The sequence below is a fragment of the Sphingomonas sp. jy18 genome (assembly GCF_056931895.1).
The window spans coordinates 401,179-423,861 of sequence record NZ_JBXPBT010000001.1; the positions used below are offsets into that span (position 1 = coordinate 401,179).

The 22,683-nt window shown below is 65.8% G+C and carries 18 protein-coding genes and 1 pseudogene; 11 read left to right on the plus strand and 8 right to left on the minus strand.

Features of this window, described 5'->3' with window-relative positions:
• Window positions 1–56: 56 nt before the first annotated feature.
• The 4 genes from rpoB to AC0QC4_RS01975 all read right to left on the minus strand — a co-directional run bounded on the left by rpoB (window position 57) and on the right by AC0QC4_RS01975 (window position 6,341).
• The gene (rpoB, locus tag AC0QC4_RS01960) at window positions 57–4,232 is read right to left on the minus strand and encodes a DNA-directed RNA polymerase subunit beta (protein WP_483658034.1); all 4,176 of its coding nucleotides are present in this window, start codon (window positions 4,230–4,232) and stop codon (window positions 57–59) included.
• A gap of 250 nt (window positions 4,233–4,482) precedes the next feature.
• On the minus strand, window positions 4,483–5,088 hold the full coding sequence (locus AC0QC4_RS01965) for a TetR/AcrR family transcriptional regulator (RefSeq protein ID WP_483658035.1): 606 nt from the start codon (window positions 5,086–5,088) through the stop codon (window positions 4,483–4,485).
• A 16-nt stretch (window positions 5,089–5,104) separates the two neighbouring features.
• Window positions 5,105–5,896: an SDR family NAD(P)-dependent oxidoreductase gene (locus AC0QC4_RS01970; protein WP_483658036.1), complete on the minus strand. Its 792-nt coding sequence runs from the start codon at window positions 5,894–5,896 to the stop codon at window positions 5,105–5,107.
• A gap of 16 nt (window positions 5,897–5,912) precedes the next feature.
• Window positions 5,913–6,341 carry a tautomerase family protein gene (locus AC0QC4_RS01975; protein WP_483658037.1) on the minus strand — a complete coding sequence of 143 codons (429 nt, stop codon included), beginning with the start codon at window positions 6,339–6,341 and terminating at the stop codon, window positions 5,913–5,915.
• 238 nt (window positions 6,342–6,579) lie between these two features.
• Here AC0QC4_RS01975 and AC0QC4_RS01980 point away from each other — a divergent pair, with 238 nt between their 5' ends.
• Genes AC0QC4_RS01980 through AC0QC4_RS01995 form a run of 4 tightly spaced genes read left to right on the plus strand, consistent with a single transcriptional unit; the run spans window position 6,580 to window position 8,932 of the window.
• Complete coding sequence (locus tag AC0QC4_RS01980) at window positions 6,580–7,086, plus strand: DUF2975 domain-containing protein (RefSeq protein ID WP_483658038.1); 507 nt, start codon at window positions 6,580–6,582, stop codon at window positions 7,084–7,086.
• Window positions 7,086–7,319: a helix-turn-helix domain-containing protein gene (locus AC0QC4_RS01985; RefSeq protein ID WP_483658039.1), complete on the plus strand. Its 234-nt coding sequence runs from the start codon at window positions 7,086–7,088 to the stop codon at window positions 7,317–7,319. The genes AC0QC4_RS01980 and AC0QC4_RS01985 overlap by 1 nt, the downstream gene beginning before the upstream one ends.
• A complete protein-coding gene (locus tag AC0QC4_RS01990) occupies window positions 7,316–8,059 on the plus strand; it encodes a hypothetical protein (RefSeq protein ID WP_483658040.1) in 744 nt (247 codons plus the stop codon). Before AC0QC4_RS01985 ends, AC0QC4_RS01990 begins: the two co-directional genes overlap by 4 nt.
• Before the next feature lie 54 nt (window positions 8,060–8,113).
• Window positions 8,114–8,932: a cupin domain-containing protein gene (locus AC0QC4_RS01995; protein WP_483658041.1), complete on the plus strand. Its 819-nt coding sequence runs from the start codon at window positions 8,114–8,116 to the stop codon at window positions 8,930–8,932.
• Here AC0QC4_RS01995 and AC0QC4_RS02000 read toward each other — a convergent pair.
• The 3 genes from AC0QC4_RS02000 to ypfJ all read right to left on the minus strand — a co-directional run bounded on the left by AC0QC4_RS02000 (window position 8,914) and on the right by ypfJ (window position 10,876).
• Window positions 8,914–9,597, minus strand: coding sequence for a 5'-methylthioadenosine/S-adenosylhomocysteine nucleosidase family protein (locus tag AC0QC4_RS02000; RefSeq protein ID WP_483658042.1), 684 nt, complete (start codon window positions 9,595–9,597; stop codon window positions 8,914–8,916). The two genes, AC0QC4_RS01995 and AC0QC4_RS02000, sit on opposite strands and share 19 nt — an antisense overlap.
• Before the next feature lie 112 nt (window positions 9,598–9,709).
• On the minus strand, window positions 9,710–9,898 hold the full coding sequence (locus AC0QC4_RS02005; RefSeq protein WP_483658043.1) for a hypothetical protein: 189 nt from the start codon (window positions 9,896–9,898) through the stop codon (window positions 9,710–9,712).
• Window positions 9,899–9,940: 42 nt separating this feature from the next.
• Window positions 9,941–10,876 (minus strand): KPN_02809 family neutral zinc metallopeptidase, encoded by a 936-nt coding sequence (ypfJ, locus tag AC0QC4_RS02010; RefSeq protein WP_483658044.1) that lies wholly within the window; start codon window positions 10,874–10,876, stop codon window positions 9,941–9,943.
• Window positions 10,877–11,002: 126 nt separating this feature from the next.
• Between ypfJ and AC0QC4_RS02015 the strand changes: the two are divergent.
• The 7 genes and pseudogenes from AC0QC4_RS02015 to AC0QC4_RS02045 form a co-directional block, all read left to right on the plus strand.
• Window positions 11,003–11,353: pseudogene (locus tag AC0QC4_RS02015) on the plus strand (patatin-like phospholipase family protein); the annotation flags it as partial.
• Between the two features lie 1,132 nt (window positions 11,354–12,485).
• On the plus strand, window positions 12,486–13,652 hold the full coding sequence (locus tag AC0QC4_RS02020) for a patatin-like phospholipase family protein (RefSeq protein ID WP_483658045.1): 1,167 nt from the start codon (window positions 12,486–12,488) through the stop codon (window positions 13,650–13,652).
• A 13-nt stretch (window positions 13,653–13,665) separates the two neighbouring features.
• On the plus strand, window positions 13,666–14,457 hold the full coding sequence (locus tag AC0QC4_RS02025; protein ID WP_483658046.1) for a 3-hydroxybutyrate dehydrogenase: 792 nt from the start codon (window positions 13,666–13,668) through the stop codon (window positions 14,455–14,457).
• A 58-nt stretch (window positions 14,458–14,515) separates the two neighbouring features.
• Complete coding sequence (locus AC0QC4_RS02030; RefSeq protein ID WP_483658047.1) at window positions 14,516–15,163, plus strand: DUF4893 domain-containing protein; 648 nt, start codon at window positions 14,516–14,518, stop codon at window positions 15,161–15,163.
• A gap of 131 nt (window positions 15,164–15,294) precedes the next feature.
• Window positions 15,295–17,448, plus strand: coding sequence for a hypothetical protein (locus tag AC0QC4_RS02035; protein ID WP_483658048.1), 2,154 nt, complete (start codon window positions 15,295–15,297; stop codon window positions 17,446–17,448).
• A gap of 120 nt (window positions 17,449–17,568) precedes the next feature.
• Complete coding sequence (locus AC0QC4_RS02040; protein WP_483658049.1) at window positions 17,569–19,332, plus strand: hypothetical protein; 1,764 nt, start codon at window positions 17,569–17,571, stop codon at window positions 19,330–19,332.
• A 53-nt stretch (window positions 19,333–19,385) separates the two neighbouring features.
• The gene (locus AC0QC4_RS02045; protein WP_483658050.1) at window positions 19,386–21,539 is read left to right on the plus strand and encodes a hypothetical protein; all 2,154 of its coding nucleotides are present in this window, start codon (window positions 19,386–19,388) and stop codon (window positions 21,537–21,539) included.
• Between the two features lie 11 nt (window positions 21,540–21,550).
• On the opposite strand, the gene AC0QC4_RS02050 is transcribed toward AC0QC4_RS02045, so the two are convergent.
• On the minus strand, window positions 21,551–22,681 hold the full coding sequence (locus AC0QC4_RS02050) for an MBL fold metallo-hydrolase (protein ID WP_483658051.1): 1,131 nt from the start codon (window positions 22,679–22,681) through the stop codon (window positions 21,551–21,553).
• Between the last annotated feature and the right edge of the window lie 2 nt (window positions 22,682–22,683).

Sequence of the window (22,683 nt, forward strand, 5' to 3'; positions counted from 1 at the left end):
GAGGAGGGCCAGCGGGCCCTCCCGGCCCCTCCCGCGAGCGGGAGGGGGGAGAATGGCTATTCGGCCGCCTCTGGCAGGGCTTCGCCGCTGTCGTCGGTCAGCTCCTCGATCGACTTCAACTCGACGTTGAGGCCCAGCGAGCGCATTTCCTTGACGAGCACGTTGAAGCTTTCCGGAATGCCGGCCTCGAAGGTATCGTCGCCCTTGACGATCGCCTCATAGACCTTGGTGCGACCGATCACGTCATCGGACTTCACCGTCAGCATTTCCTGCAGCGTGTAAGCGGCACCATAGGCCTGGAGCGCCCAGACCTCCATTTCACCGAAGCGCTGGCCACCGAACTGGGCCTTGCCGCCCAGCGGCTGCTGGGTGACGAGGCTGTACGGGCCGATCGAGCGGGCGTGGATCTTGTCGTCGACCAGGTGGTGCAGCTTCAAGACGTACTTGTAGCCGACCGTTACCTTGCGGTCGAAACATTCACCGGTGCGGCCGTCGTAAAGATCGACCTGCCCGCTTTCGTCGAGACCGGCGAGCTTGAGCATCGCCGAGACGTCCGCCTCGACCGCGCCGTCGAACACCGGCGTGCCCATCGGCACACCGCCGCGGACATGCTCGGCAAGGTCGATGATCTCGGCCGACGAGCGGTCCGCGATCTGCTCGGCATAGGTCTCGCCATAGACGGTGGAGAGCAGCTCGCGCACCGCCTCGGGCGGCGCGCCGGCCTCGGGGTTCGGATTGGCTTCGCGCCAGGCATCGAGCGCCGCACCGATCTTGGCACCGAGGCCGCGTGCGGCCCAGCCAAGATGGGTTTCGAAGATCTGCCCGACGTTCATGCGGCTCGGCACGCCCAGCGGGTTGAGCACGAAATCGACCGGCGTACCGTCGGCGAGGAACGGCATGTCCTCGGCCGGCAGGATGCGGCTGATGATCCCTTTGTTGCCGTGACGACCGGCCATCTTGTCGCCCGGCTGCAGCTTGCGCTTCACCGCGACGAACACCTTGACCATCTTCAGGACGCCCGGAGCGAGCTCGTCGCCGCGCTGCAGCTTCTCGACGCGATCTTCGAAGCGATCGTTGATCACCTTGACCGCATCGTCATACTGCGCGCGCACGGCTTCCAGATCGCCCTGCACCTTGTCGTCGGCGACCGCGAACTTCCACCAGTCGGCCTTGTCGACTTCGTCCAGCAGTTCCGCGGTGATCTCGCTGCCCTTCTTCACGCCCTTGGGCGCGGAGGTGGCAACCTGGCCGATCAGCATTTCCTTGATGCGGGCGTAGCTCGCACGGTTGAGAATGCCGCGCTCGTCATCGGCGTCTTTCTTCAGACGCTCGATCTCCTCGCGCTCGATCGCCATCGCACGCTCGTCCTTGTCGATGCCGTGGCGGTTGAAGACGCGCACTTCGACGACAGTACCGGCCACACCCGGCGGCAGCTTGAGCGAGGTGTCGCGCACGTCGCTGGCCTTTTCGCCGAAGATCGCGCGCAGCAGCTTTTCTTCCGGCGTCATCGGGCTTTCGCCCTTGGGCGTGATCTTGCCGACGAGGATATCGCCCGGCTCGACCTCTGCACCGATATAGACGATGCCCGCCTCGTCGAGGTTGCGCAGCGCTTCCTCACCGACATTGGGGATGTCGCGGGTGATGTCTTCCGGCCCGAGCTTGGTGTCGCGGGCCATGACTTCGAACTCCTCGATGTGGATCGAGGTGAAGACGTCGTCCTTGACGATACGCTCGGAGATTAGGATCGAGTCCTCGTAATTGTAGCCGTTCCACGGCATGAAGGCGACGAGCACGTTGCGGCCCAGCGCCAGCTCGCCCAGCTCGGTCGACGGACCGTCGGCGATGATGTCCCCGACATTGACCAGATCGCCCACCTTCACCAGCGGACGCTGGTTGATGCAGGTATTCTGGTTCGACCGCTGGAACTTCATCAGGCGATAGATGTCGACGCCCGACTTGCCGGCCTCGACCTCACCGGTCGCGCGCACGACGATGCGGGTCGCGTCGACCTGATCGACGATACCGGCGCGGCGGGCAGCGATGGCAGCACCGGAATCGCGGGCAACCGTGGCTTCCATCCCGGTGCCGACGAACGGCGCTTCGGCCTTGACCAGCGGCACCGCCTGGCGCTGCATGTTCGAGCCCATCAGCGCGCGGTTGGCGTCGTCATTTTCCAGGAACGGAATCAGCGATGCGGCCACCGAGACGAGCTGCTTGGGGGAAACGTCCATCAGCGTCACGGTGTCGCGCGGCGCCATCACGAACTCGCCGCTCTCACGCGCCGAGACCAGGTCCTCGACGAAGCTGCCATCGGCGTTGGTCTCTGCCGAGGCCTGCGCGACGGTGTGCTTCTGCTCTTCCATTGCGGAGAGATAGACGACCTCGTCGGTGACCTTGCCGTCGATCACCTTGCGGTACGGGGTTTCGATGAAGCCGTACTTGTTGACGCGGGCGAAGGTCGACAGCGAGTTGATCAGGCCGATGTTCGGGCCTTCCGGCGTCTCAATGGGGCAGATGCGGCCATAGTGGGTCGGGTGCACGTCGCGGACTTCGAAGCCGGCGCGCTCACGGGTAAGACCGCCCGGCCCGAGCGCCGAAACGCGGCGCTTGTGGGTGACTTCCGACAGCGGGTTGGTCTGGTCCATGAACTGCGAGAGCTGCGAGGAACCGAAGAACTCGCGCACTGCGGCCACCGCAGGCTTGGCGTTGATCAGGTCGTTGGGCATCACGGTCGACACGTCGACCGAGGACATGCGCTCCTTGACCGCACGCTCCATGCGCAGCAGGCCGACGCGATACTGGTTTTCCAGCAGCTCGCCCACCGAACGCACGCGGCGGTTGCCGAGATTGTCGATATCGTCGATCTCGCCCTTGCCGTCCTTGAGATTGACCAGCTCCTTGACCACGGCGAGGATATCCTCGCGGCGCAGCGTGGTCAGATCCGGGTCGGCCTCGAGGCCGAGGCGCATGTTGAGCTTGACGCGGCCGACGGCCGACAGGTCGTAACGGTCGGCGTCGAAGAACAGGCCGTCGAACAGTGCTTCGGCGGTTTCGCGCGTCGGCGGCTCGCCGGGGCGCATCACCCGGTAGATGTCGGACAGCGCATGGTCGCGGTCCTCGGCCTTGTCGACGCGCAGCGTGTTGCGAATCCACGGGCCGGTGGTGACATGGTCGATGTCGAGTAGGTCGAGCTTGTCGATCCCCGCCGCGTCGAGCTTGGCCAGATTGTCGGCGCTGACCTCGTCGCCCGCTTCGATGTAGATCTCGCCGGTCGATTCATTGATCATGTCGAACGCGGCATAGCGGCCGAAGATTTCCTCGGTCGGGATCAGCAACGTGGTCAGGCCGTCCTTGGCCGCCTTGTTGGCGAGGCGCGGGCTGATCTTGGTGCCGGCGGCGAACACGACTTCGCCGGTCGCGGCATCGACCACGTCGAACGCCGGCTTCACACCGCGCCAGTTTTCGGCCGCGAACGGAATCTTCCAGCCATCGGCAGCGCGCTCGTAGCTGACCGTCGAATAGAAGGTGTTGAGGATTTCCTCAGAGTTCAGGCCCAGCGCGAACAGCAGGCTGGTCACCGGCAGCTTGCGCTTGCGGTCGATGCGGACGTTGACGATGTCCTTGGCGTCGAATTCGAAATCGAGCCACGAGCCGCGATAGGGGATGACGCGCGCGGCGAACAGGAACTTGCCCGAGGCGTGGGTCTTGCCGCGGTCATGATCGAACAGCACGCCGGGGCTGCGGTGCATCTGGCTGACGATGACGCGCTCGGTACCGTTGATGATGAACGTGCCGTTCTCGGTCATGAGCGGCATGTCGCCCATGTAGACGTCCTGCTCCTTGATATCGAGCACCGAGCGGGTCTCGGTCTCGCTGTCGACCTCGAACACGATCAGGCGCAGCGTCACCTTCATCGGCGCGGCATAGGTGATGCCCCGCTGGCGGCATTCGTCGATGTCGTACTTCGGATCTTCGAGCTCGTAATGCACGAAGTCGAGCTCGGCGGTACCGGCGAAATCGCGGATCGGGAACACCGAGCGCAGCGTCTTTTCCAGGCCCGAGACATAGCCGGTGGCAGGATCGGACCGCAGGAACTGCTCATAGCTTTCCCGCTGCACCTCGATGAGGTTGGGCATGTGGATCGCTTCGTGAATGTTGCCGAACAGCTTGCGGATGCGCTTGCTGGCCGTCGCGGTGAGAGCCGTGCGGGGTGCCGGAGCAATGGTCGCCATGGAGATGGATCGCCTTTGAATCGAGTGGTCATCTGCGGCCGGTCAGGGCCGAATCATCTGCGTCGAACGCAAAAAAGCGACGCGCAAAACGCCTGCGGTCCTTCCCCTATGGAGATGGCCCCAGACGGCTGGCGGTCGCTGAAATCCGTGGTTCCTGCCCAATGCGATGGCCTGCTGCGCGACGGCATGCCTGTCCCGGGCGGGACGGATGCATGCCATATAGGTGGTTTGAGGGGTGGAGGCAAGCGGCCTAGCCGCCCGCGCCCTCCCAGTCGGCACTGGACAGCAGGCGCGCCGAGGCCCGGCCGGCGGCAAGCAAGCGAGCCGCGGCATCGGCGTGCGGCGCGGTGCGTGCCAGTTGCAGGCAGCCCATCATCAGCGAGAACAGGGCCCGCGCCCGGTCCGCGCGCTGCTGCGCCGCGCCGCCCGGCGGCAACAGATCGGCGAGCAGCGCGACGATGGCATCCAGTCCGCGCTCGAACGCCGCCCGCACCGGCTCGCCTTCGCGCGCGATTTCGGGCGCCAGCGCCGCACCGGCACAGCCCCGCGCGGCCGCCAGCACGTGGAAATCGCTGAGATAGGAGTCGATGACCGCGTCCAGCCGCTTGCCGTGGACCGCGCCGTCAGCGGCCTGGCTCAGTGCCGCGCGCGTATCCGCGAGGGCCTGCTCGACGGCCTCCGCGACCAGATCGGTCCGCGCCGGAAAATGCGCGTAGAAGGCGCCATGCGTGACCCCGGCGTCGCCCAGCAGCGCGCGCAGGCCGACCGCGTTCAGACCGTCCTGCCTCAGCCGGGTCGATGCGTGCCTGACGATGCGCTGCCGCGTCGCCGCCTTGTGATCCTTGCTCAGCGCCATGCCGGGCGGGTGCCTTTCACTGATACTGTTCCGCCACCCTACCCGAAAACGCCGCCTTCATGAACCGGCCGCGCGCACCCTCGAGTGCTTCCCAGATCGCAGGATCGCCGATCGACGGACTGGTGACCTCCTCACCGGCATCGAGACCGGCAAGCGCCGCATCGACGAGTTGCTCGGCGGTCAGATAGGCGTCGCGCGGGAACACCGAATCCTCCATGCCCTGCGCGGAGAAGAATTCGGTGCGGACCGGCCCCGGCATCACCAACTGGATGCGGCACGGGCTGCCGGCGAATTCCAGCGCCAGCGACCGGGTGAAGTTCAGGACATAGGCCTTGCTGCCGCTATAGACGGCGCCGCCCGCCGATGGCGCATGCGCCATCACCGAACCGATGTTGACCAGCGTCCCGCCGCCGCGATCGCGAAAGGCGGCCAGCGCCGCGCGCGACAGGCGGGTCAGCGCGACAATGTTGAGCCGGATCAGCGCCTCCATTGCCTCGCCCGATTGCGCCATACTGGGGCCGAGACCGCCCGCACCGGCATTGTTGACCAGCATCGTTGCCGGATCGTGGGACAGGCGCTGCTCCAGCGTTGCCACCCCGTCCGCCGTGGCCAGATCGACGGCAAGCGTTTCGACCGCAACGCCATGCCGCTGCGCCAGCGCCTCGGCCATCCCGGCCAGGCGTTCCGCACGGCGCGCCACCAGCAACAGCGCGTGGCCGCGCGCGGCGAGACGGTCGGCATAGACCGCACCGATCCCCGAGGACGCGCCGGAGATCACCGCCAGCCCTTTATCTGCACCTGTCGTCATGTCCGCATCTCCCTGGTCAGGCATGGGTACGCGCAGAGGGCCTGTTCTCGGCGATCCAGCGCGCCTCGTCAGGCGTGCCTTGGCGCGGAGGGAAATAGCCCTGCACCGACCAGTGATCGAACGCGGTCTCGTCGATATGGAATTCCCAGTCATACCCACGCTCGGCGATCCACGGTGCCAGCACCTGATTGATCTTGTCGATGAAACGCCTGCTCGCGGTGGAATCGGGAAATTCGCGGGCGATGTGGTCGATCCAGATCCGCACGAAATGATCGTGCGGCTCTCCGCCGATGTAGAAATTGTCGGCTGCGACCTCCTGATAGATCACGCCGACATAGAAGCGCGGCATCACCCGGGCGTAGACATCGGTGATCGCGCTCGCCAGCGCCCGCTTGTCATCCGCGCTATACGCCCCGACCGGATGATAGATTTTCCACAGCGGCATCACATGGCTCCCGTCAACACGCGCACACATCTCGCGCGGGGCGGGATATTGCACCTGTAATATGATATTACAAGCGTAATTTATAGCACCCCGATCCCCGCTGCGCCGCCTCCGCCATGCGGGGCCTCGATTCCACTTGAGGGCAGATCAGCGCAGCCGCGACCTTATGGATTTTCGGCAATTGACATATTGATTATCAATATGCAATATCTTGCTGGTCGATAAATGGAGGCTGACTTTGCTGATCGCATCACGGTGGATCATCCGCATGCTCAACTGGTTGAACTGGGGGCTGGGCATTCCGGGGATGCTGTTCCTGCTGGTCGTCGGATTTGCGACGCCCGAGATGTTCGCCCAGGCGCTTGCCAGCGCCAATCCCGGGTCTGATCCGCAGATCATGATTGTCTGGATACGGTGGGTCGGCGTCCTCCTGCTGCCGATCATCCCGCTGGCTCATGTGATTTTCGACCGGCTGATCGCGATGATCGACTCGGTACCGGCCGGCACCGCGTTAAGCCTGATCAACGTCGAGCGATTGCGGCAGATCGCCTGGGCGCTGATCGGCATCAACATCATCGATCTGGCCTATGGCGCGATCACCACATGGGTTGAGGCACAGATGAGCAACGCGCCGGGCTGGACGCTGTCGCTGACCGGCTGGCTCGCCGCACTGATGCTGTTCGTCCTCGCCCGCATATTCCGCGACGGCGCGGCAATGCGCGAAGAGCTGGAGGGCACGGTCTGATGGCGATCCGGGTCAATCTCGACGAGCTGCTGTGGCAGCGTCGCATGACGCTGACCGAACTCAGCGAACGCGTCGATATCACGCTGGCCAATCTGTCGATCCTCAAGACCGGCAAGGCCAAGGCGATCCGCTTTTCGACGCTCGATGCGATTTGCGCTGCGCTCGACTGTCAGCCCGGCGATCTGTTGGGTCATGTCGAGGGAGCGGGCGACAAAGAGGAGAGCGAACCATGAGTGTTATCTCGGCCACCCGCCGCCTGTTCACCGACTGGTTCGCTGACGCATGGCATATCCTGCGCCTTGCCCCATGGCTGCTGCTGCCGATCCTGCTTACCGAAGGCGCGCAGCATGTCGTGGAAATTCAGCTCGGCATGTTCGCCAGCCGCGCCGACTTCTTGGCGCTGGCCAACGACTCGACGCGCTGGGCATTCGGCTATGCCAAGATCGCGGGGCTGCTGATCAGCATTTTGCTGGTCGCGCGCGCCGTTGCGCTGGGTTCGGCTTCGCGTGCAGTCCGGCCTCATTGGCGGCCGATGCTGATACTTATCGCTCTCCTCGGCCTGACGTTCGCGCTCGACTTCGCCTTCAAAAGCGACGTGGCGCGCGCCAGCGCGCCCGATGCGCTTTTGCAGGGGGTCAATATCCTGCTGCAGACGCTGCTCACCATCCCGATCCTGGCGGCACTGTTCGAAGATGATTGGGCAACGATGCGCGCCAGCGGCTGGCGCGTGATCCCGGCCCTGCTGCTATCGCTGCTGCTTGCTGGACTGGCCTTCGGTCCGATGCAATTGCTGCATGGCGCCAATCACCACTGGGCGCTGGGCGCGCCGCTGCCTGTCGTGTGGGGGTTGATGCTGTTCGATACCGTCTGGGTGGCTTTGCTCGCGTTGATGGTCGGGTCGGGGTTGGCTGTCGGCTGGCGGCGCTTTGCCGGCGGGGTCGGCTTGGTGCCAACGCTTGCTGTCGAAGCATAGAGTTGCGACGAAGGAAGACGGTGCTAGGCTTGGCACAGCGATCGGAGATAGCTGATGCCCCAACCGGTTTGGACAACCGCACGACCAGCGCATCCCGACGATCTTGGCCTGACGCGCCGGTCGCATCTGACCGGACTGTTCGGCGCGTTCGTAATGGTCACATTACTCGGCGAGGTCGCCTGCGCCCAGCCGCCTCGACGCATGGCGGCGCGGGACTGGATAGTGCGGCAGGGCGAGCTGGCCCGAGCGTTCAAGCGCGGCGAGTTGCCGCCGACCGCTTGGATGGCCGAAGTCCAGCGGCTGGCTGGCGAGATCGACATCGCCGAGCTGATGGCCGAAGTGGATGCGGCGCAATTGACAGCGAACGCGTTGCCACCGACCAATGACCCGCGCAAGCGCAGCGTCCGCTTCATCGACGAGCATGGCGAGCCGCGACGGCTAGGGTTCGGGGCAGCTCTGTTCGATTTCACCCCGACGAATGTCATTACCCCGCACGGCCACCGTCACATGGCGTCTTCGCATCTGGTGGTCGAAGGTGCATTCCGTATTCGTAATTTCGACCGGATCGGCGATGTCGGTGCGCCTGGTGAAGCAGGCGAGGCGATGGTCATCCGCCCGACCCGCGATGTGATCGCGGGGGTCGGCACCCTCTCAGCGATGACCAGCGCGCGCGACAATATCCATTGGTTCGTGCCGCAAGGCGGCCCAGCTCGGACCTTCGATGTCATCATTTCGGGCCTCGATCCGGGTGAGCCGGACTATGAGATTCGCGCCATCGATCCGCTGCGCGGACTGCAACGTAGCGACGGGAGCATTCTCGCCCCGGTCATCGACTTCGAAACGGCGTCCGCGCTCTATACATCGGACATCTGACCTATCAGGTTGATCGCCCTCTCCGCCGCTTCCGCGGCGCGCCTTGCGGTTGCAGCCAGGTTGGCGTGGAAATCGCCTGCGCTGTCGGCATTCGCTTCGTCGGTCGCCGCCTTGATCGCGCACCAGGGCAGGCCAAGCACCGCCGCGGCCTGGGCGACGGCGGCGGTTTCCATGTCGACGAGGCTGGCACCGAGCGCGTCGCGGATTTGGCCCGCGCGCGTGCCGCATTCGACGAAGCAGTCGCCGCTCGCGATCACCGCCTCGGCCAGGCCCAATCCGGCGGGCTGCGGCAGCGCGGCAAAGCCGGTGACGATTTCCGGCCCGATCGGCCATTGCCCCGCGTCATAATGGGCGAAGCGATCCGGCCGGGCCGCGCCATAATCATGCTGGATGGCGCCGGTCAGCCAGTGCGGCGCCCCGCCCAGTCCCTCGACGAGCGCGCCTGCCGTGCCGACCACCATCAGCCGTCGGGCGCCGAATTGGGTCGCGAGCAGGGTCGCCGCCGTCGCCGCCGCGACCTTGCCGATGCCGGCGCAGGCGATGGCGACATCCTGTCCGGCAATGGTTACCCGGCGCACCGGCATGGCGTGGCCGGAAACCCGCTCGCCCAGCCCCGGCGCAATGGCCTCTGCCTCCTCGACAAGTCCCGTCACGATGCCGATCACGCCGCTCGCTCCTGCGAAAAAGCCGTAGCCCTGAGCCTGCCGAAAGGCGCTTCGCGTGGTGAGAAGCGCCCTTCGACAGGCTCAGGGCTACTGAATGAACCCGATCCCTGCCTTAGCCCTTGGCGCCCTTGGCAGCGGCAGCGGCGACGGCCTTGGCCTTCATTGCCGCGCGCTCCTCGTCGGTCGGCTCGGTCGCAGGGCCCTTGCTGCCACCCGACTTGTCGACCGGCGTGCCGCCAGCCGCAGGGGTGTCGGTCACTGTCTTGCCGGCATTGGCCGCCAGCTTATCCTGTTCGCTCATGTTCTGCCCTCCATCAGCCCCGCGCCTGTCGCGGGGAATAGCTTACAGCGATGCCGCCTGGAATGTATCGCACTGGCGCGGATCGCCGCTTTCGAGGCCGCGCCGCAGCCAGTTCTGCCGCTGTGCGCTGGTGCCGTGGGTAAAGCTTTCCGGAACGGGCCGCTGCCCGGCATTGCGCATCAGCGTATCGTCGCCGATTGCCTGCGCGGCGCGCATCGCCTCTTCGAAATCGCCAGGTTCGATGGCGCGCTGGCCGTCATTGGTCCGCGCCCGCGCCGCCCAGACGCCCGCGTAGCAATCGGCCTGCAATTCCATGCGCACCTGCAAGGCATTGCCCTCCGCTTCGCTGGCCCGCGACTGGGCGCGGCGCACCTGATCGGAGGTGCCGGTCAGCGTCTGGATATGGTGGCCCACCTCATGCGCGATGACATAGGCCTGCGCCGCATCGCCGCCCGCGCCAAGCTGGGTCTCGAGCTCGCGGAAGAAACTGGTGTCGAGATAGACGCCCTGGTCGGCGGGGCAATAGAAGGGCCCCATCGCCGCCTGCGCCGCGCCGCAGCCCGACTGGTTCTGCTGGTCGAAGAAGTTGAGCGTGGGCCGCCGATAGTCGGTGCCCTGCTGGCGGAAAATCTCTCCCCACACCTCATGCGTGTCACCGAAGACATTGCAGGCGAAACGCTCCGCATCGGTATCGCAGGCGACATTCTGTCCGCTCGCCTGGCCCGGCAGGCTGCCGCCGGTCTGGCCGCTGCCGAGTTGCAACCCGCCGCCGCTGAACATCATGAAGCCGATCAGCAGCGCACCGAGCAGCAGGATGGTGCCGCAGCCCATGCGCCGGCCAAGCAGCATCGGCAGCAGGCCGATGAGCAGGCCGCCCATGCCGCCGCCCCCACCGCCGCCGCCGAAGCTGAAGCCGCCACCGCCGCCGCGCCCCAGATCGCGGATGTCGTCGCCGGGATCATAATCGTCGAGCCGCATGCCTTACCCTCCACCGGCCGCCTTGCCGCGACCGTCCCTCGAAAAGGGCATAACCCACCAAAGTTCCGATTAGAACCATGCGGCAGCAGATTATTGCACACGCGCACCATTGACCGCGCGGCGGCGATGGCGGACTGCATTTGCATGGCCGATTCGCCTGCCCCGCTGCCGCTGCCCGGCACAGTTGCCCTGGTCCTGCAGGGTGGCGGCGCGCTCGGCAGCTTTCAGGCCGGGGCCTATGCCGCGCTGTCGCGCTACGACATCCGCATCGACTGGGTGGCCGGCATCTCGATCGGCGCTATCAACGCGGCGCTGATCGCGGGCAACCCCAAGGGCCGCAGGCGCGCCGCGCTCAAGGCCTTCTGGGACCGGATGTCGGGCGGGCTGCCGGCGCTGATGCCACCGCCCGACCGCGACTGGCGGGAGGCCGCGCATCTGATGGCGGCCGGCGCGGTCGCGGCCTGGGGGGTCCCCGGCTTCCGAGTCTCCAAACATATGTAACAATTAAACGAAAATCTGGGCGTGTCTCATTTTGATGTGGGTACTTGTTATGGATTTGCTGGGTTTCGCCACTAGAAGCGCTGCAGCGACCGTTGTCGCGCTAGCTCTGTCCGACCCCGACGCAGGGCAGACGCCGCAGACAGAGCAAATCGATATCTACTACCGTAGCCAAGCGGACGCGGATATGGCGTTGGAACAATTCGATCGAGATAATCCTTCTTGTCAACTTTGGACGAACTGGCAGAACACATGTGCACGGAGTGGTGCCGAAGGGCTTAGTCGCTGCTCGATGGATCCACGTAGAATGGCCGTCCCGTCTACACCCTTCTGCGTATTTCACAGGCAAACTTCAGCTCAACCAGTGGAAGGAGTCGCAGGATTTTCATCAGTTATGCGTTTCTGCGCCGAAACGGAGCTTATCACACGTACAAATGAGACGGATTCTCTGACTTTGATCGCCTGCAAGAGGTTTTTAGGTGAACGGCCCTTTTCTGATCCCCGCAGCGCAGGTGCCTTTACGAATTGGTGTAATCGTTGGCATAGCCAAGGTGGAGCTATGAGGTGTGTGAGATGGAACGTGCCATCCTGGTGCAATCGTGCTGTTGTCTCTGGTACGGGGCAGTTGTCCAAACCGCTGGATGTAGAGTCTGATTCAATCCAAATCCCTTGGTCGCCACCACCAACCCATACCGTATCGATCAACGTAATCTTCTGTCTTGAAGAGGCCTAAACCGTAGCTGGAAAGGCTGATTTTGTACCCGGTCTTAGCGTTAAACCTAATGTATTTAGTCATATTATTGGAAACGGCTACATATTAGATGCGGGTCATGTTGTTTGTGAGTATATTTCCTCACAGTCGTCGGTGATCACGGATCAAACGGTAGTTTGAAATCCAAGGTCGTCCAGGCAATCCTATTTAACGATCGCGGATGTCGTCGCCGGGATCACAATCGTCGAGCCGCATGCCTTACCCTCCACCGGCCGCCTTGCCGCGACCGTCCCTCGAAAAGGGCATAACCCACCAAAGTTCCGATTAGAACCATGCGGCAGCAGATTATTGCACACGCGCACCATTGACCGCGCGGCGGCGATGGCGGACTGCATTTGCATGGCCGATTCGCCTGCCCCGCTGCCGCTGCCCGGCACAGTTGCCCTGGTCCTGCAGGGTGGCGGCGCGCTCGGCAGCTTTCAGGCCGGGGCCTATGCCGCGCTGTCGCGCTACGACATCCGCATCGACTGGGTGGCCGGCATCTCGATCGGCGCTATCAACGCGGCGCTGATCGCGGGCAACCCCAAGGGCCGCAGGCGCGCCGCGCTCAAGGCCTTCTGGGACCGGATGTCGGGCGGGCTGCCGGCGCTGATGCCACCGCCCGACCGCGACTGGCGGGAGGCCGCGCATCTGATGGCAGCCGGCGCGGTCGCGGCCTGGGGAGTCCCCGGCTTCTTCCGCCCGCGCCTGTTCCCCACCCTGTTCGCGGTGCCGGGCTCGGTGGAGGCCACCAGCCTCTACGACACCGGCCCGCTGGTCGAGACGCTCGACAGCTTCGTCGACTGGCAATTGCTCAACACCGGCCCGGTGCGCTTCTCGGTCGGGGCGGTCGATGTCGAGAGCGGCAATTTCGCCTATTTCGACAATCGCGAGGGCGATTGGGCCGGCCGCATCGATGCGCGCCACATCCTGGCGTCGGGCGCGCTGCCGCCGGGTTTTGCCGCGGTCGAGATCGACGGGCGCCACTATTGGGACGGCGGCCTCGTTTCCAACACGCCGCTGCAGCATATCCTCGATCACAGCCGCGGCGACACGCTGGTGTTTCAGGTCGACCTGTTCCCGGCGCAGGGGCAACTGCCGCGCGACCTGTCCGACGTGGTGAGCCGCGAGAAGGACATCCGCTTTTCCAGCCGCACCCGTGCCGTGACCGATCAATATATACGCCAGCGCCGGCAGGACCGGGCGATCTGCGCGCTGATCGCCAAATTGCCGCCCGAGCTGCGCCAGTCGGCCGAGGTCGAAGCGCTGGCGAATTCGATCGACATGGGCGGGGTCAGCGTCGTCCATCTCATCTACCGCAACCGGGACTGGCAGACCGGCGCGCGCGACTTCGAATTTTCCCCCGCCTCGATCCGCGACCATTGGAGCCAGGGGGAGGCGGCGGTCAGCGCGGCGATGCAGCAGGGGGATATCGTCGCGCGCACCATCATCGATGGTGCCACTGCCGCGTTCGACCTCGGCGACCCGGTGCCCGACGAACCCGCCGCCACCCATCGTCAATTCTGACAGGAGCCCACCCATGACCCAATCGCTCAGCGGCAAGACCGCGCTCGTCACCGGATCGACCAGCGGCATCGGCCTTGCCATCGCCAAGGCGCTCGCGGCCGAGGGTGCGACACTGGTGATCAACGGCTTCGGCGATGCCGCCGCCATCGAACGGGAACGCGCCGCGCTGGCCGAGGCCAGCGGTGCCGCCGCCTATTACTCCGCCGCCGATCTGACCAAGCCCGAAGCGATCGAGGCGATGATGGCGCAGATTGCCGACGATACCGGTGGGGTCGACATCCTCGTCAACAATGCCGGCATGCAGCATGTCGCCCCGGTCGACAGCTTCCCTGTCGACAAATGGGACCTGATCATCGCGCTCAACCTGACCGCCGCCTTCCACACCACGCGGCTGGCGCTGCCGCACATGAAGGCAAAGCAATGGGGCCGCATCATCAACACCGCCAGCGCCCATTCCATGGTCGCCAGCCCCAACAAGAGCGCCTATGTCGCCGCCAAGCACGGCATCGCCGGGCTGACCAAGACGGTGGCGCTGGAAGTCGCCACGCATGGCATCACCTGCAACGCCATCAGCCCCGGCTATGTCTGGACGCCGCTCGTCGAAAACCAGATCCCCGACACCATGAAGACGCGCGGGATGACCCGCGAACAGGTGATCAACGATGTGCTGCTGGCCGCGCTTCCGGGCAAGCAGTTCGTGATGCCGGAACAAGTCGCGAGCTTCGCGCTTTATCTGTGCAGCGACGGCGCCGCGCAGATCACCGGCGCCAACCTGACGATGGACGGCGGCTGGACGGCACAATGATCGTGCCGGGCCGGGAGCGATGCCCTCGTCCGGCGCGCCGAGGAGCCAGTCCAGCCCGATGAAGTCTGTTGTCCCTGCCCTGCTTGCTGCCGCTGCCGCCACCCTGGTGGGCGGATGCGCGATGATGAAGGCCCCGACAGGGACGATCAGCCGCGCCGATGCGATCAGCGATGGGCGCTGGCAGTCGGTCGCCACCGAAACCGATCGCCGGCGCCTGCGCGACTGGTGGCCGGCGTGGCAGGATGCGCTGACCAGCGCGCGGAGCGGCGGCCATGCGGCAGAGGTGATGGCGGAGGGGGTATTGCTCGATCCGCTCGCCGGGCTGCCCGATCCCGATCTGCCGGCAGGCGCCTACCGCTGCCGCATCATCAAGCTCGGCGCCGCCCGCGCTGGCGGGCTCTCCTATGTCGCCTACCCCTGGTTCCAGTGCCGGGTGGCGGCCGAACAGGATATGGTCAGCCTGACCAAGCTCACCGGATCGCAGCGCCAGACGGGCCTGATCTTCGACGACGATAATCGCCGCAAGGTGTTCCTCGGCACTTTGGTGCTGGGCGACGAGGCCCGCGCCATGGACTATGGCACCGACGCCAGCCGCGACCTTGCCGGGATCGTCGAGCGGATCGGCAACCGTCGCTGGCGCATCGTCTTCCCCCGGCCGGCGTTCGAAAGCGTGGTCGACGTGATGGAATTGCAGCCGGCCGGTTGACCCGGCAGCCCGAGCGTTGCCGTGGCCGATACCCACTTTCCCGATTTTGCTGAAATGTTAACGCTTCTTACCGGCGATTAACCAGCCGGTCCGATGTTCGCCGCCGCACTTCCAGTGAAAGGAGACGGGCGGTGAACGGACATGGTCGGCTGATTGCGATCGCCAGCATGCTGGCGCTTACAGGCTGTGGCGGCGGGGACGGGTCAGGCGCCGCGCTGGTGCTGCTGCCATCCTCCACCGACACCACCGGTCAGTCGCGCATCATCGGCAAGCCGGTGGCGCGCGGCACGATGCAGGTGGGCAGTTGGTCGGAACGCATCCTCAACGCCGACGGCAGCATCAATCTCGAAGCCTATCGCACCGTCGCAAAAAATTACAACACGCCGGAAATGGTCAACTACCGGATGGGTCCGACGGCGGTCGATTATGGCAGCGCGCCCGACACGCAGACCATCTATCAGCCCGATGCCCAGGGGCTGTGGAAGGGCGGCCCCAACCAGGCGCTGGCCGACCGCTTCTGCGTCACGCCCGACCGGTTGCCGCACAGCGATGCGGAAGATCGCGCGCTATACGGCCCTGGCTATTCGGGCGGCGGCGGATGGCAGATGGCGGGGCAGATGCTGTTCAACCCCGACGACAATGCACCCGCCGAGCTGCGCGCCGGCGTTGCCAACATGCGCGCGTTCGACGGCGCGCGAGCTATCGTCGGGAATATCCCGGGCGTCGAGGCGACCGGCGACGGCGATACCGAAGCGCTGTGCATGCGGATGCGCGCCGAATGGGTGGGCGACTGGTGGAACCGTAACAATATCTCGACACCGACCACCCCGGTAGTGGCGACGCTGCGCCAGCGCTTCCCCGATCTGCCGCTGCCGGCGGTCGCCACGGCGCGCGGACAGATCCAGACCTCCGTCACTGGCTTCCTTGCCTTCCGCAACGGCGTCATCGCCGCCGCCGGTACCGGCAACGATGCCTATTCGGGCATCGGCAATGCCGTCGAACCGGTGCTGCGCCTGCCCGCAGGCAAGGTGCCGACGGCGATGGCCGTGACAGGGATGAACGAGTTCCTGTTCGTCACCGTCTGGGATACCGAACAGGCCAAGGGCCAGCTCGCGGTTATTGCAGTCGGCCCTGACGACCCGTCCAACATCGGGCCGAGCGACACCGGCCGCTATGGCTGGGGGGTACAGAGCTGGCCGACGATCCGCGGGCTCAAGCTGCTGGGCTTCGTCGACCTGCCGATGGCCGCACCGAGCAGCGTCACGGTGGCCCTGTCCAGCGGCACCAAATCCTTCCGCGGCTACAACACATGGCGCGGGCCGGAACTCGCCACCAGCGCCGGTCGGGCCGAATGGAACAGCCGCAGCATCCTCGATTTCGATGCCTTCCTGCCGCAGGAGACGCACTGGAAGAATCTCGCGTCGGCCGGCTATGTCGCGGTCGCGTCGCGCGCCGAGAACAAGGTGGCGATCATCGATCTGCGCCCGCTGCTCAGCTTCTACCGCACCATGTACCTGACCACCCAGGAGAGGTGGGACGAGACGGCGAACAGCAATCAGGGCCCGGCCGCCAACCAGTGGCCCTATGCCTTCTCCTTCCGGCCTGAACAGATGCCGGTCGTGCTCGGCACCATCGCCGTCACCCAACCGACGGCGGTGTTCGCGCGGCAAAAGCGGCTGGGTGCCAACGCCCGCTCGGGGCGTATCGTCCATGAACGCTGGAACGAGCTGGCCAAGCGCCTGACCATTGCCTCGATGGACGGCACCATCCGCCAGTTCGACGTCACGTCGCTGGTCAACCCGGTGCTGGCCCCGCAAATGCCCGCCGCGCCGATGGCCCAGTGGCAGACCGGCGCCAACCCGGTGCAGGTTACCGCGCCCATCGCCGGAGATTATCTGAGCGACGACCTGTTCGTGGTCAGCCGCGGCACGCGCCGGGTCTATATCAGCGACTATCGCGGCCAGTCGCTCGCCACGCTGCAGGATTCGCGCCTCACCGATCCGGTCCATGTCGCAATCGGCGTCAACTTGGCCGGCTATGGCGGCCGGGGCGTGGGGCAGGCGCTCAACGTGCGGGCACTGACCATCCTCGACTACAACGGCCGGGTGGTGCACAGCTATGGCATGTATCTGGGCCCGGCCGCACCCGGCTCCACCTCCGGCTGGGGCGCGGAGCAATGGCAGTTCGTCGGGCCCAACGGCGTGCCGGGCCAGACCTTCCAATATGGCTATGGCAATCGCCTGCCCGGCAAGCCATTCATGTTCAGCTTCGACGAGGTGATCTGACGCGCTTCACGGTGTCGGCGTTTTCGACAAATTGCCTAAATGTTAACACCTCTTACCAGCGGTTAACCAGCCAGGCCGATGCTCCCTTTCGACCCGCAAAGCGGACGAAGGGGAGCCACCATGATCAGATATCTCGGGATGACACTGGCCGCCGGAACGATGGCGTTCGCGGGTTTGGTGACCATCGGCAAAGTCCCGGCGGTATCGACCCGCCCGCCGGTCCAGCTTCCGCCGAGCCCGGCCAAGCCCGCCGTCTCTCTGGCCATCGCCGCGCCGGGCAACCTGTCGACCAACCCTGTCTATCGCAAGGCGCTCGCGGTATGGCGCGCCCCGCGCGAGAAAGGCGAGTGCATGTCTTGCCATGGGCCGGACTTTTTCGATCTCGCACGGATCGGCGCGCCGGACAGCGACATCAGCCGGCGCGGCCTGATCGACGGCGCATCGCCCGAGGAAGTCGGGCACCTGATCGAGGGGATCAGGCTGGTGCGCCAGGCCTATGCGCTGGCGCCGGAAAACCCCCGCAGCTTCCGCCCGCTCCAGCCCGGTGGCGCGGTACTGCCCGGCGCCACAAGCATCGAGCGCGACCTTGCCTTCGCCGGCGAGCTCGCCCGCTTCGCGCCGACGCTGACCTCCGACCGCCCGATCCGCACGCTGGCCGATGCGCGGGCCGCCCGCGACGAGCTGCTCGCCATCGATTTCGACCGGATGCGCGTCGGCATCGAATTCCCCATCTGGTCCACCGACCGCTTCCACGGCGCGGCGGAAGGCAATCTCAACGACTGGGTCGCCGATGTCGCGCGCGCGCCCAAGCCGGAGCGGCGGGCCGAGTGGCTGGCGCTGCAGGACGCCTATCTGGCGGACCCCAGCGACCTCAATTTCTGGCGCGTCTATTTCGCCATCGACAGCATGACCCAGCCTTTCGCGCTGCGCCCCGGCAACCTGCCGGCGCATGACGCGAAGATCGTCCGCTTCAACGACCTCAAGCTGCGCAACGCGATGATCGGCCAGCACCTGCTGCGCAGCGAGGCGCTGGGCCGCCGCGCCGGCTTCATGCGCGGCGCGGTGCCGTTCGCCTATCTGACCAGGGAAGAGCCGTTCCGCACTGCGTTCGACCGGCTCGATGCCACTGGCCGCCCGGGCGAGCGCCTGCCCCGCTTTCTGCCCAACCCGATCTGGGAACTGGGCGATCTCGCGCGCAGCAGCTTCGATGCCGACGCCTCGACCGCCGGGCAGACCGGCAACATCTCCAGCCGTGACCGGTTGCGCGACCGGCTGGCGCTGATGGGCTATCCGCAATTCGTGGTCGACAGCGTCGATCCGGCGCTGACCGCCGGCGAATCCGAACAGGGCATCCGCCTGCCCTGGTTCTTCATGGGGCTGCGCTTCGACCCGGGCCTGCAGCGCATCTCCCAGTCCAACGCGACGCTGGTCGGCGAATATCTGCAGGAAAACCTGCACAATGCCGACATGTTCAACCACCGCGTGTTCCAGGAAGCGCTGCGGCTGGTCAACCGCTCCTATCGGCCGGAGGCGTCGCCCGGCGCGCCGCCGCCGTACAAGCTCTATTTCGGCTATTTCACCAACTATGGCCGCCACACGCCCGGCCGCTGGAACAGCGCCGGCAACGGTGCGGTGCCCGCCGACATCAAGGCCGCGCAACTCGCCAGCTACAAGCGGATCGCCGCCAATGTCTTCCGGATGAGCCTGCTGCTGCACGAAGAAGCGCTGAGCAGCGGCGCCATCGCCCCCTATGGCGCGACCCCGGTCAACGACGGCCAATTCACCCGCGTGCGCGATTTCTTCGCCTGGGCCGGCCTGCCCGGCCGCGCCGATGATGAGGCCCTGATCGCGCGCGTCGCGCAGCGCGCGGGCATGCCGCTGTGACCGTCGCCATCAGCCCTCACCACCGTCATCACTCCCAGCCGGAGGATCGCGCCATGTCGTACGCTACATCTGCCCATCGCAACCCGCTGCGCTGCCTCTACCCGCTCGGCCTCGCGCTGGCGCTCGCCAGTTGCGGCGGAGAGAGCGGGAACAGCCTGCTGGTGCTGCTGCCCACCACCACCGACACCACCGGCCAGTCGCGCATCATCGGCAAGCCGGTGCAGAACCCGGTGCTGCGCATCGGCAACTGGTCGGAGCGCATCCTCAATCCCGACGGCACCATCAATCGCGCGCAATATGTCGACGTTGCCAAGCGCTACAACGACCCCGAGATCATGGGCTACCGCCTCGGCCCGACGGCCGCCGATTTCGGCAATGCCGCCAACAATGCGACGACGCTGTGGGGGCCGGACATGACCAGCGGCGAAGGCCTGTGGCCCCATGGCACCCAGCCCGCCAGCAACCCGGGCGAGCCGGAAAAATGCCTGCCGCCCAGCCAGCAGCCGCGCAGCGACCAGGAAGAGATCAACCGCGGCCTGAAGGGCGGCGGCTGGCTGGTCGCGGGCCAGCATCTCTTTCTCCCCGACAACCCGAATGATGCCAATTTCAAGTACGGGATCAGCAACCTGCGAGGGGCCGATGGCGCCTATTTCGACACTGGCGGGCTGTGCATGCGGATGATCGCCAGCTGGAACCCGGACTGGTGGAACCGCAACAATATCGCCGCCGCCGTACAGCCCGAGGTGCGCGATCTGGCCGCACGTCGTCCCAATTTGCCGCTTGTCCCAGTGACGATCGCGCGCGGGCGGGCCAATTCGAGTCAGATCAGCTATGCCGCCTTCCGCGACGGTACGATTGCACCCATCAAGGTCGGAAACTTTGCACCGGGCAACTTCGACACAACCGGTATTCGTCTGCCCGCCGGAATGGTGCCGACGGCGATGGCGGTGACGCCCTACAACGAATTCCTGGTGGTGAGCGTATGGGACACCAACACCGTGTCCGGTAAGCTCGCCTTCATTGCCTTGCGGCCTTTCCAGATGGCAAACGGCGGACAGACCAGCGCACCGCTGACGCGCAATTACTGGGGCCTTCCGGGCGCCTGGGAGCTGGCAGGTATGAAGCTGCTCGGCTTCGTCGACCTGCCGTTCGCCGCACCGACCAGCCTCGACGTTTCGAACAACGTGTTCCTGCAAAACACGCGCGGCTATAGCGACAATGACGATCCGGCGCGGGGCGATCTGTCGCGGCAATCGGCGCGCGATCTGTGGCGCAGCGTCGATCCGCTCTACCCGCCCGGCGAGGTCCGCTGGCACCAGACGGCGACGGGTGGCTATGCGGTGGTTGCCTCGCGGTCCGAGAACAAGGTCAGCTTTGTCGATATGACGCCGCTCTACCAATATTACCGCGAAATGTACCTGACCACGCAGGCGAATTTCGACCGCACGCTGAACTCGAGCGCGTCCGATCCGCAACGCTGGCCCTTCAGCTTCGCGGTGGAGGAGCGGCAGAAGCCGGTGGTGGTGACCACGCTCAGCATCACCCAGCCGACCAGCGTCAGCGCCGGCATTCAGGCCAAAGGCTATAGCGCATCGCGCAGCGAGGAATATTTCGAACATGTCCACCGTTCCCCGCGCGAAGCGTGGTCAGGCGTGGAACCCGAGCGCTATCTGGGTCGCAGCCGCGCCTTCGTCGCCTCGATGGACGGCACGGTGCGCGGGTTCAACGTGCAGGGCCTCAACTTCCCGACATCGCCGGTCAGCAAGACCATATCGGCGACGCCGCTGTTCACCTTCACCGCTGGGCGCAATCCGGCATTCGCCTATGTCAACGCGACGGCCACCGCCTCTGACGATCTGTGGCTGGTCAGCCGGGGCGATCGGCGCATCACCTTCGCCTGGCCGACCGGCGACGTGCAATACAGCTTTACCGACAGCCGGATGGTCGATCCGGTAGCAGGCTCTGTCTCATTCAACCAGGCTGGTTTTGGCGGCAATGGGGCTGGGCGAGCGGTGAATACGCCCTTCATCTCGGTGATGGATTTTGGTGGCCGGATGATCCACACCTATGCGGTCCACCCGCGCCTCAACAACACCACCGAGCTTTACCCGTTCCGCGATCCGAACGGGCCGGTGAACGTGCTGTGGGGGTCGAGCATCCGCTTTCCCGGCCGGCCGTTCATGATGGATCAGGAGGAGATCATCTGAGGGACGCAGAACTAGGTCGCGTGCCACCACCAGACGCCGTCGCGCGTTTCGCGGCGGACGCGGCCATCCACCTCGAGATGACGCAGATGCGCCAGCGTCTCGCCGGTGGCGAGGCCGATGTGATCGGGGCCGATGGTGCGGCGGAACAGCAGCGGGAAACAGTCGACCGCCCGGCGCGGTTCGGCGAGCGCATCGACCAGCGCATCGAGCCGGCCGTGATGTTCGTCGCGCAATGCCGTCAGCCGGACATGCAGGCCGCGGAAAGGCTCGCCGTGCGCAGGGCAAACCAGCAGATCATCGGGCAGGGTCAGCAGCCGGTCGATCGAGGCCAGCCATTCGCCGAGCGGATCGGCGTCGGGCTCGCTGCTCGACATCGAGACGTTGGAACTGATGCGCGGCAGCACCTGATCGCCTGACACCAGCACGCCATCTGTCTCGTTGAGCAGGCAAGCATGTTCCGGGCTGTGACCCGAGCCGACCACAACCCGCCAGCGATGCGGCCCGAAGTCGAGCGTCTGCCCGCCGACCAGCCGGCGGTAGCCATAAGGCAGGCGGAACACCATGCGGCCCATCCGGCTCCAGCCGCCGGCGCGGGATCGCTCGATCGCCTCCTCGTCCCAGCCCGCGCCGCGCTGCATCGCGCCGATCTCGGGCGGCGGTTCGTCGCGCACATCGGCGATCATGAAACGCGCGGTCAGCCATTCGCCGCGGGTCATGTAGAGCGGCACGTCGAACCTTTTGACCAGCCAGCCGGCCAGGCCGATGTGATCGGGGTGGAGGTGGGTGCACAGCACGCGGCTGATGCGCCGCTCAGCCAGCGCGCCGCCGAACAGCGCCTTCCACGCGTCCGAACAGGGCGTCATCATCAGCCCGGTATCGACCACCGCCACGCCATCGTCGGCATCGTCGAGCAGCCAGCTGTTGATGTGGCCGAGCGAGCCCGGCATCGGGATGCGCGCCCAACTGAGGCTGCCGGCGATACGGATCGTCTCGCCAGGGCCCGGTGCCGCCGCCCCCCATGGATAGGTGAGGCCGGCCGCGCTGGTCGGGACCAGGCCGTCATCCTGCGTCAGCGACGCATCGGGGGAACCGCTTTGCCCGTTGAGCGAGGCATCGGCCCGGCTGGCGGCATCGCCGGCCACGC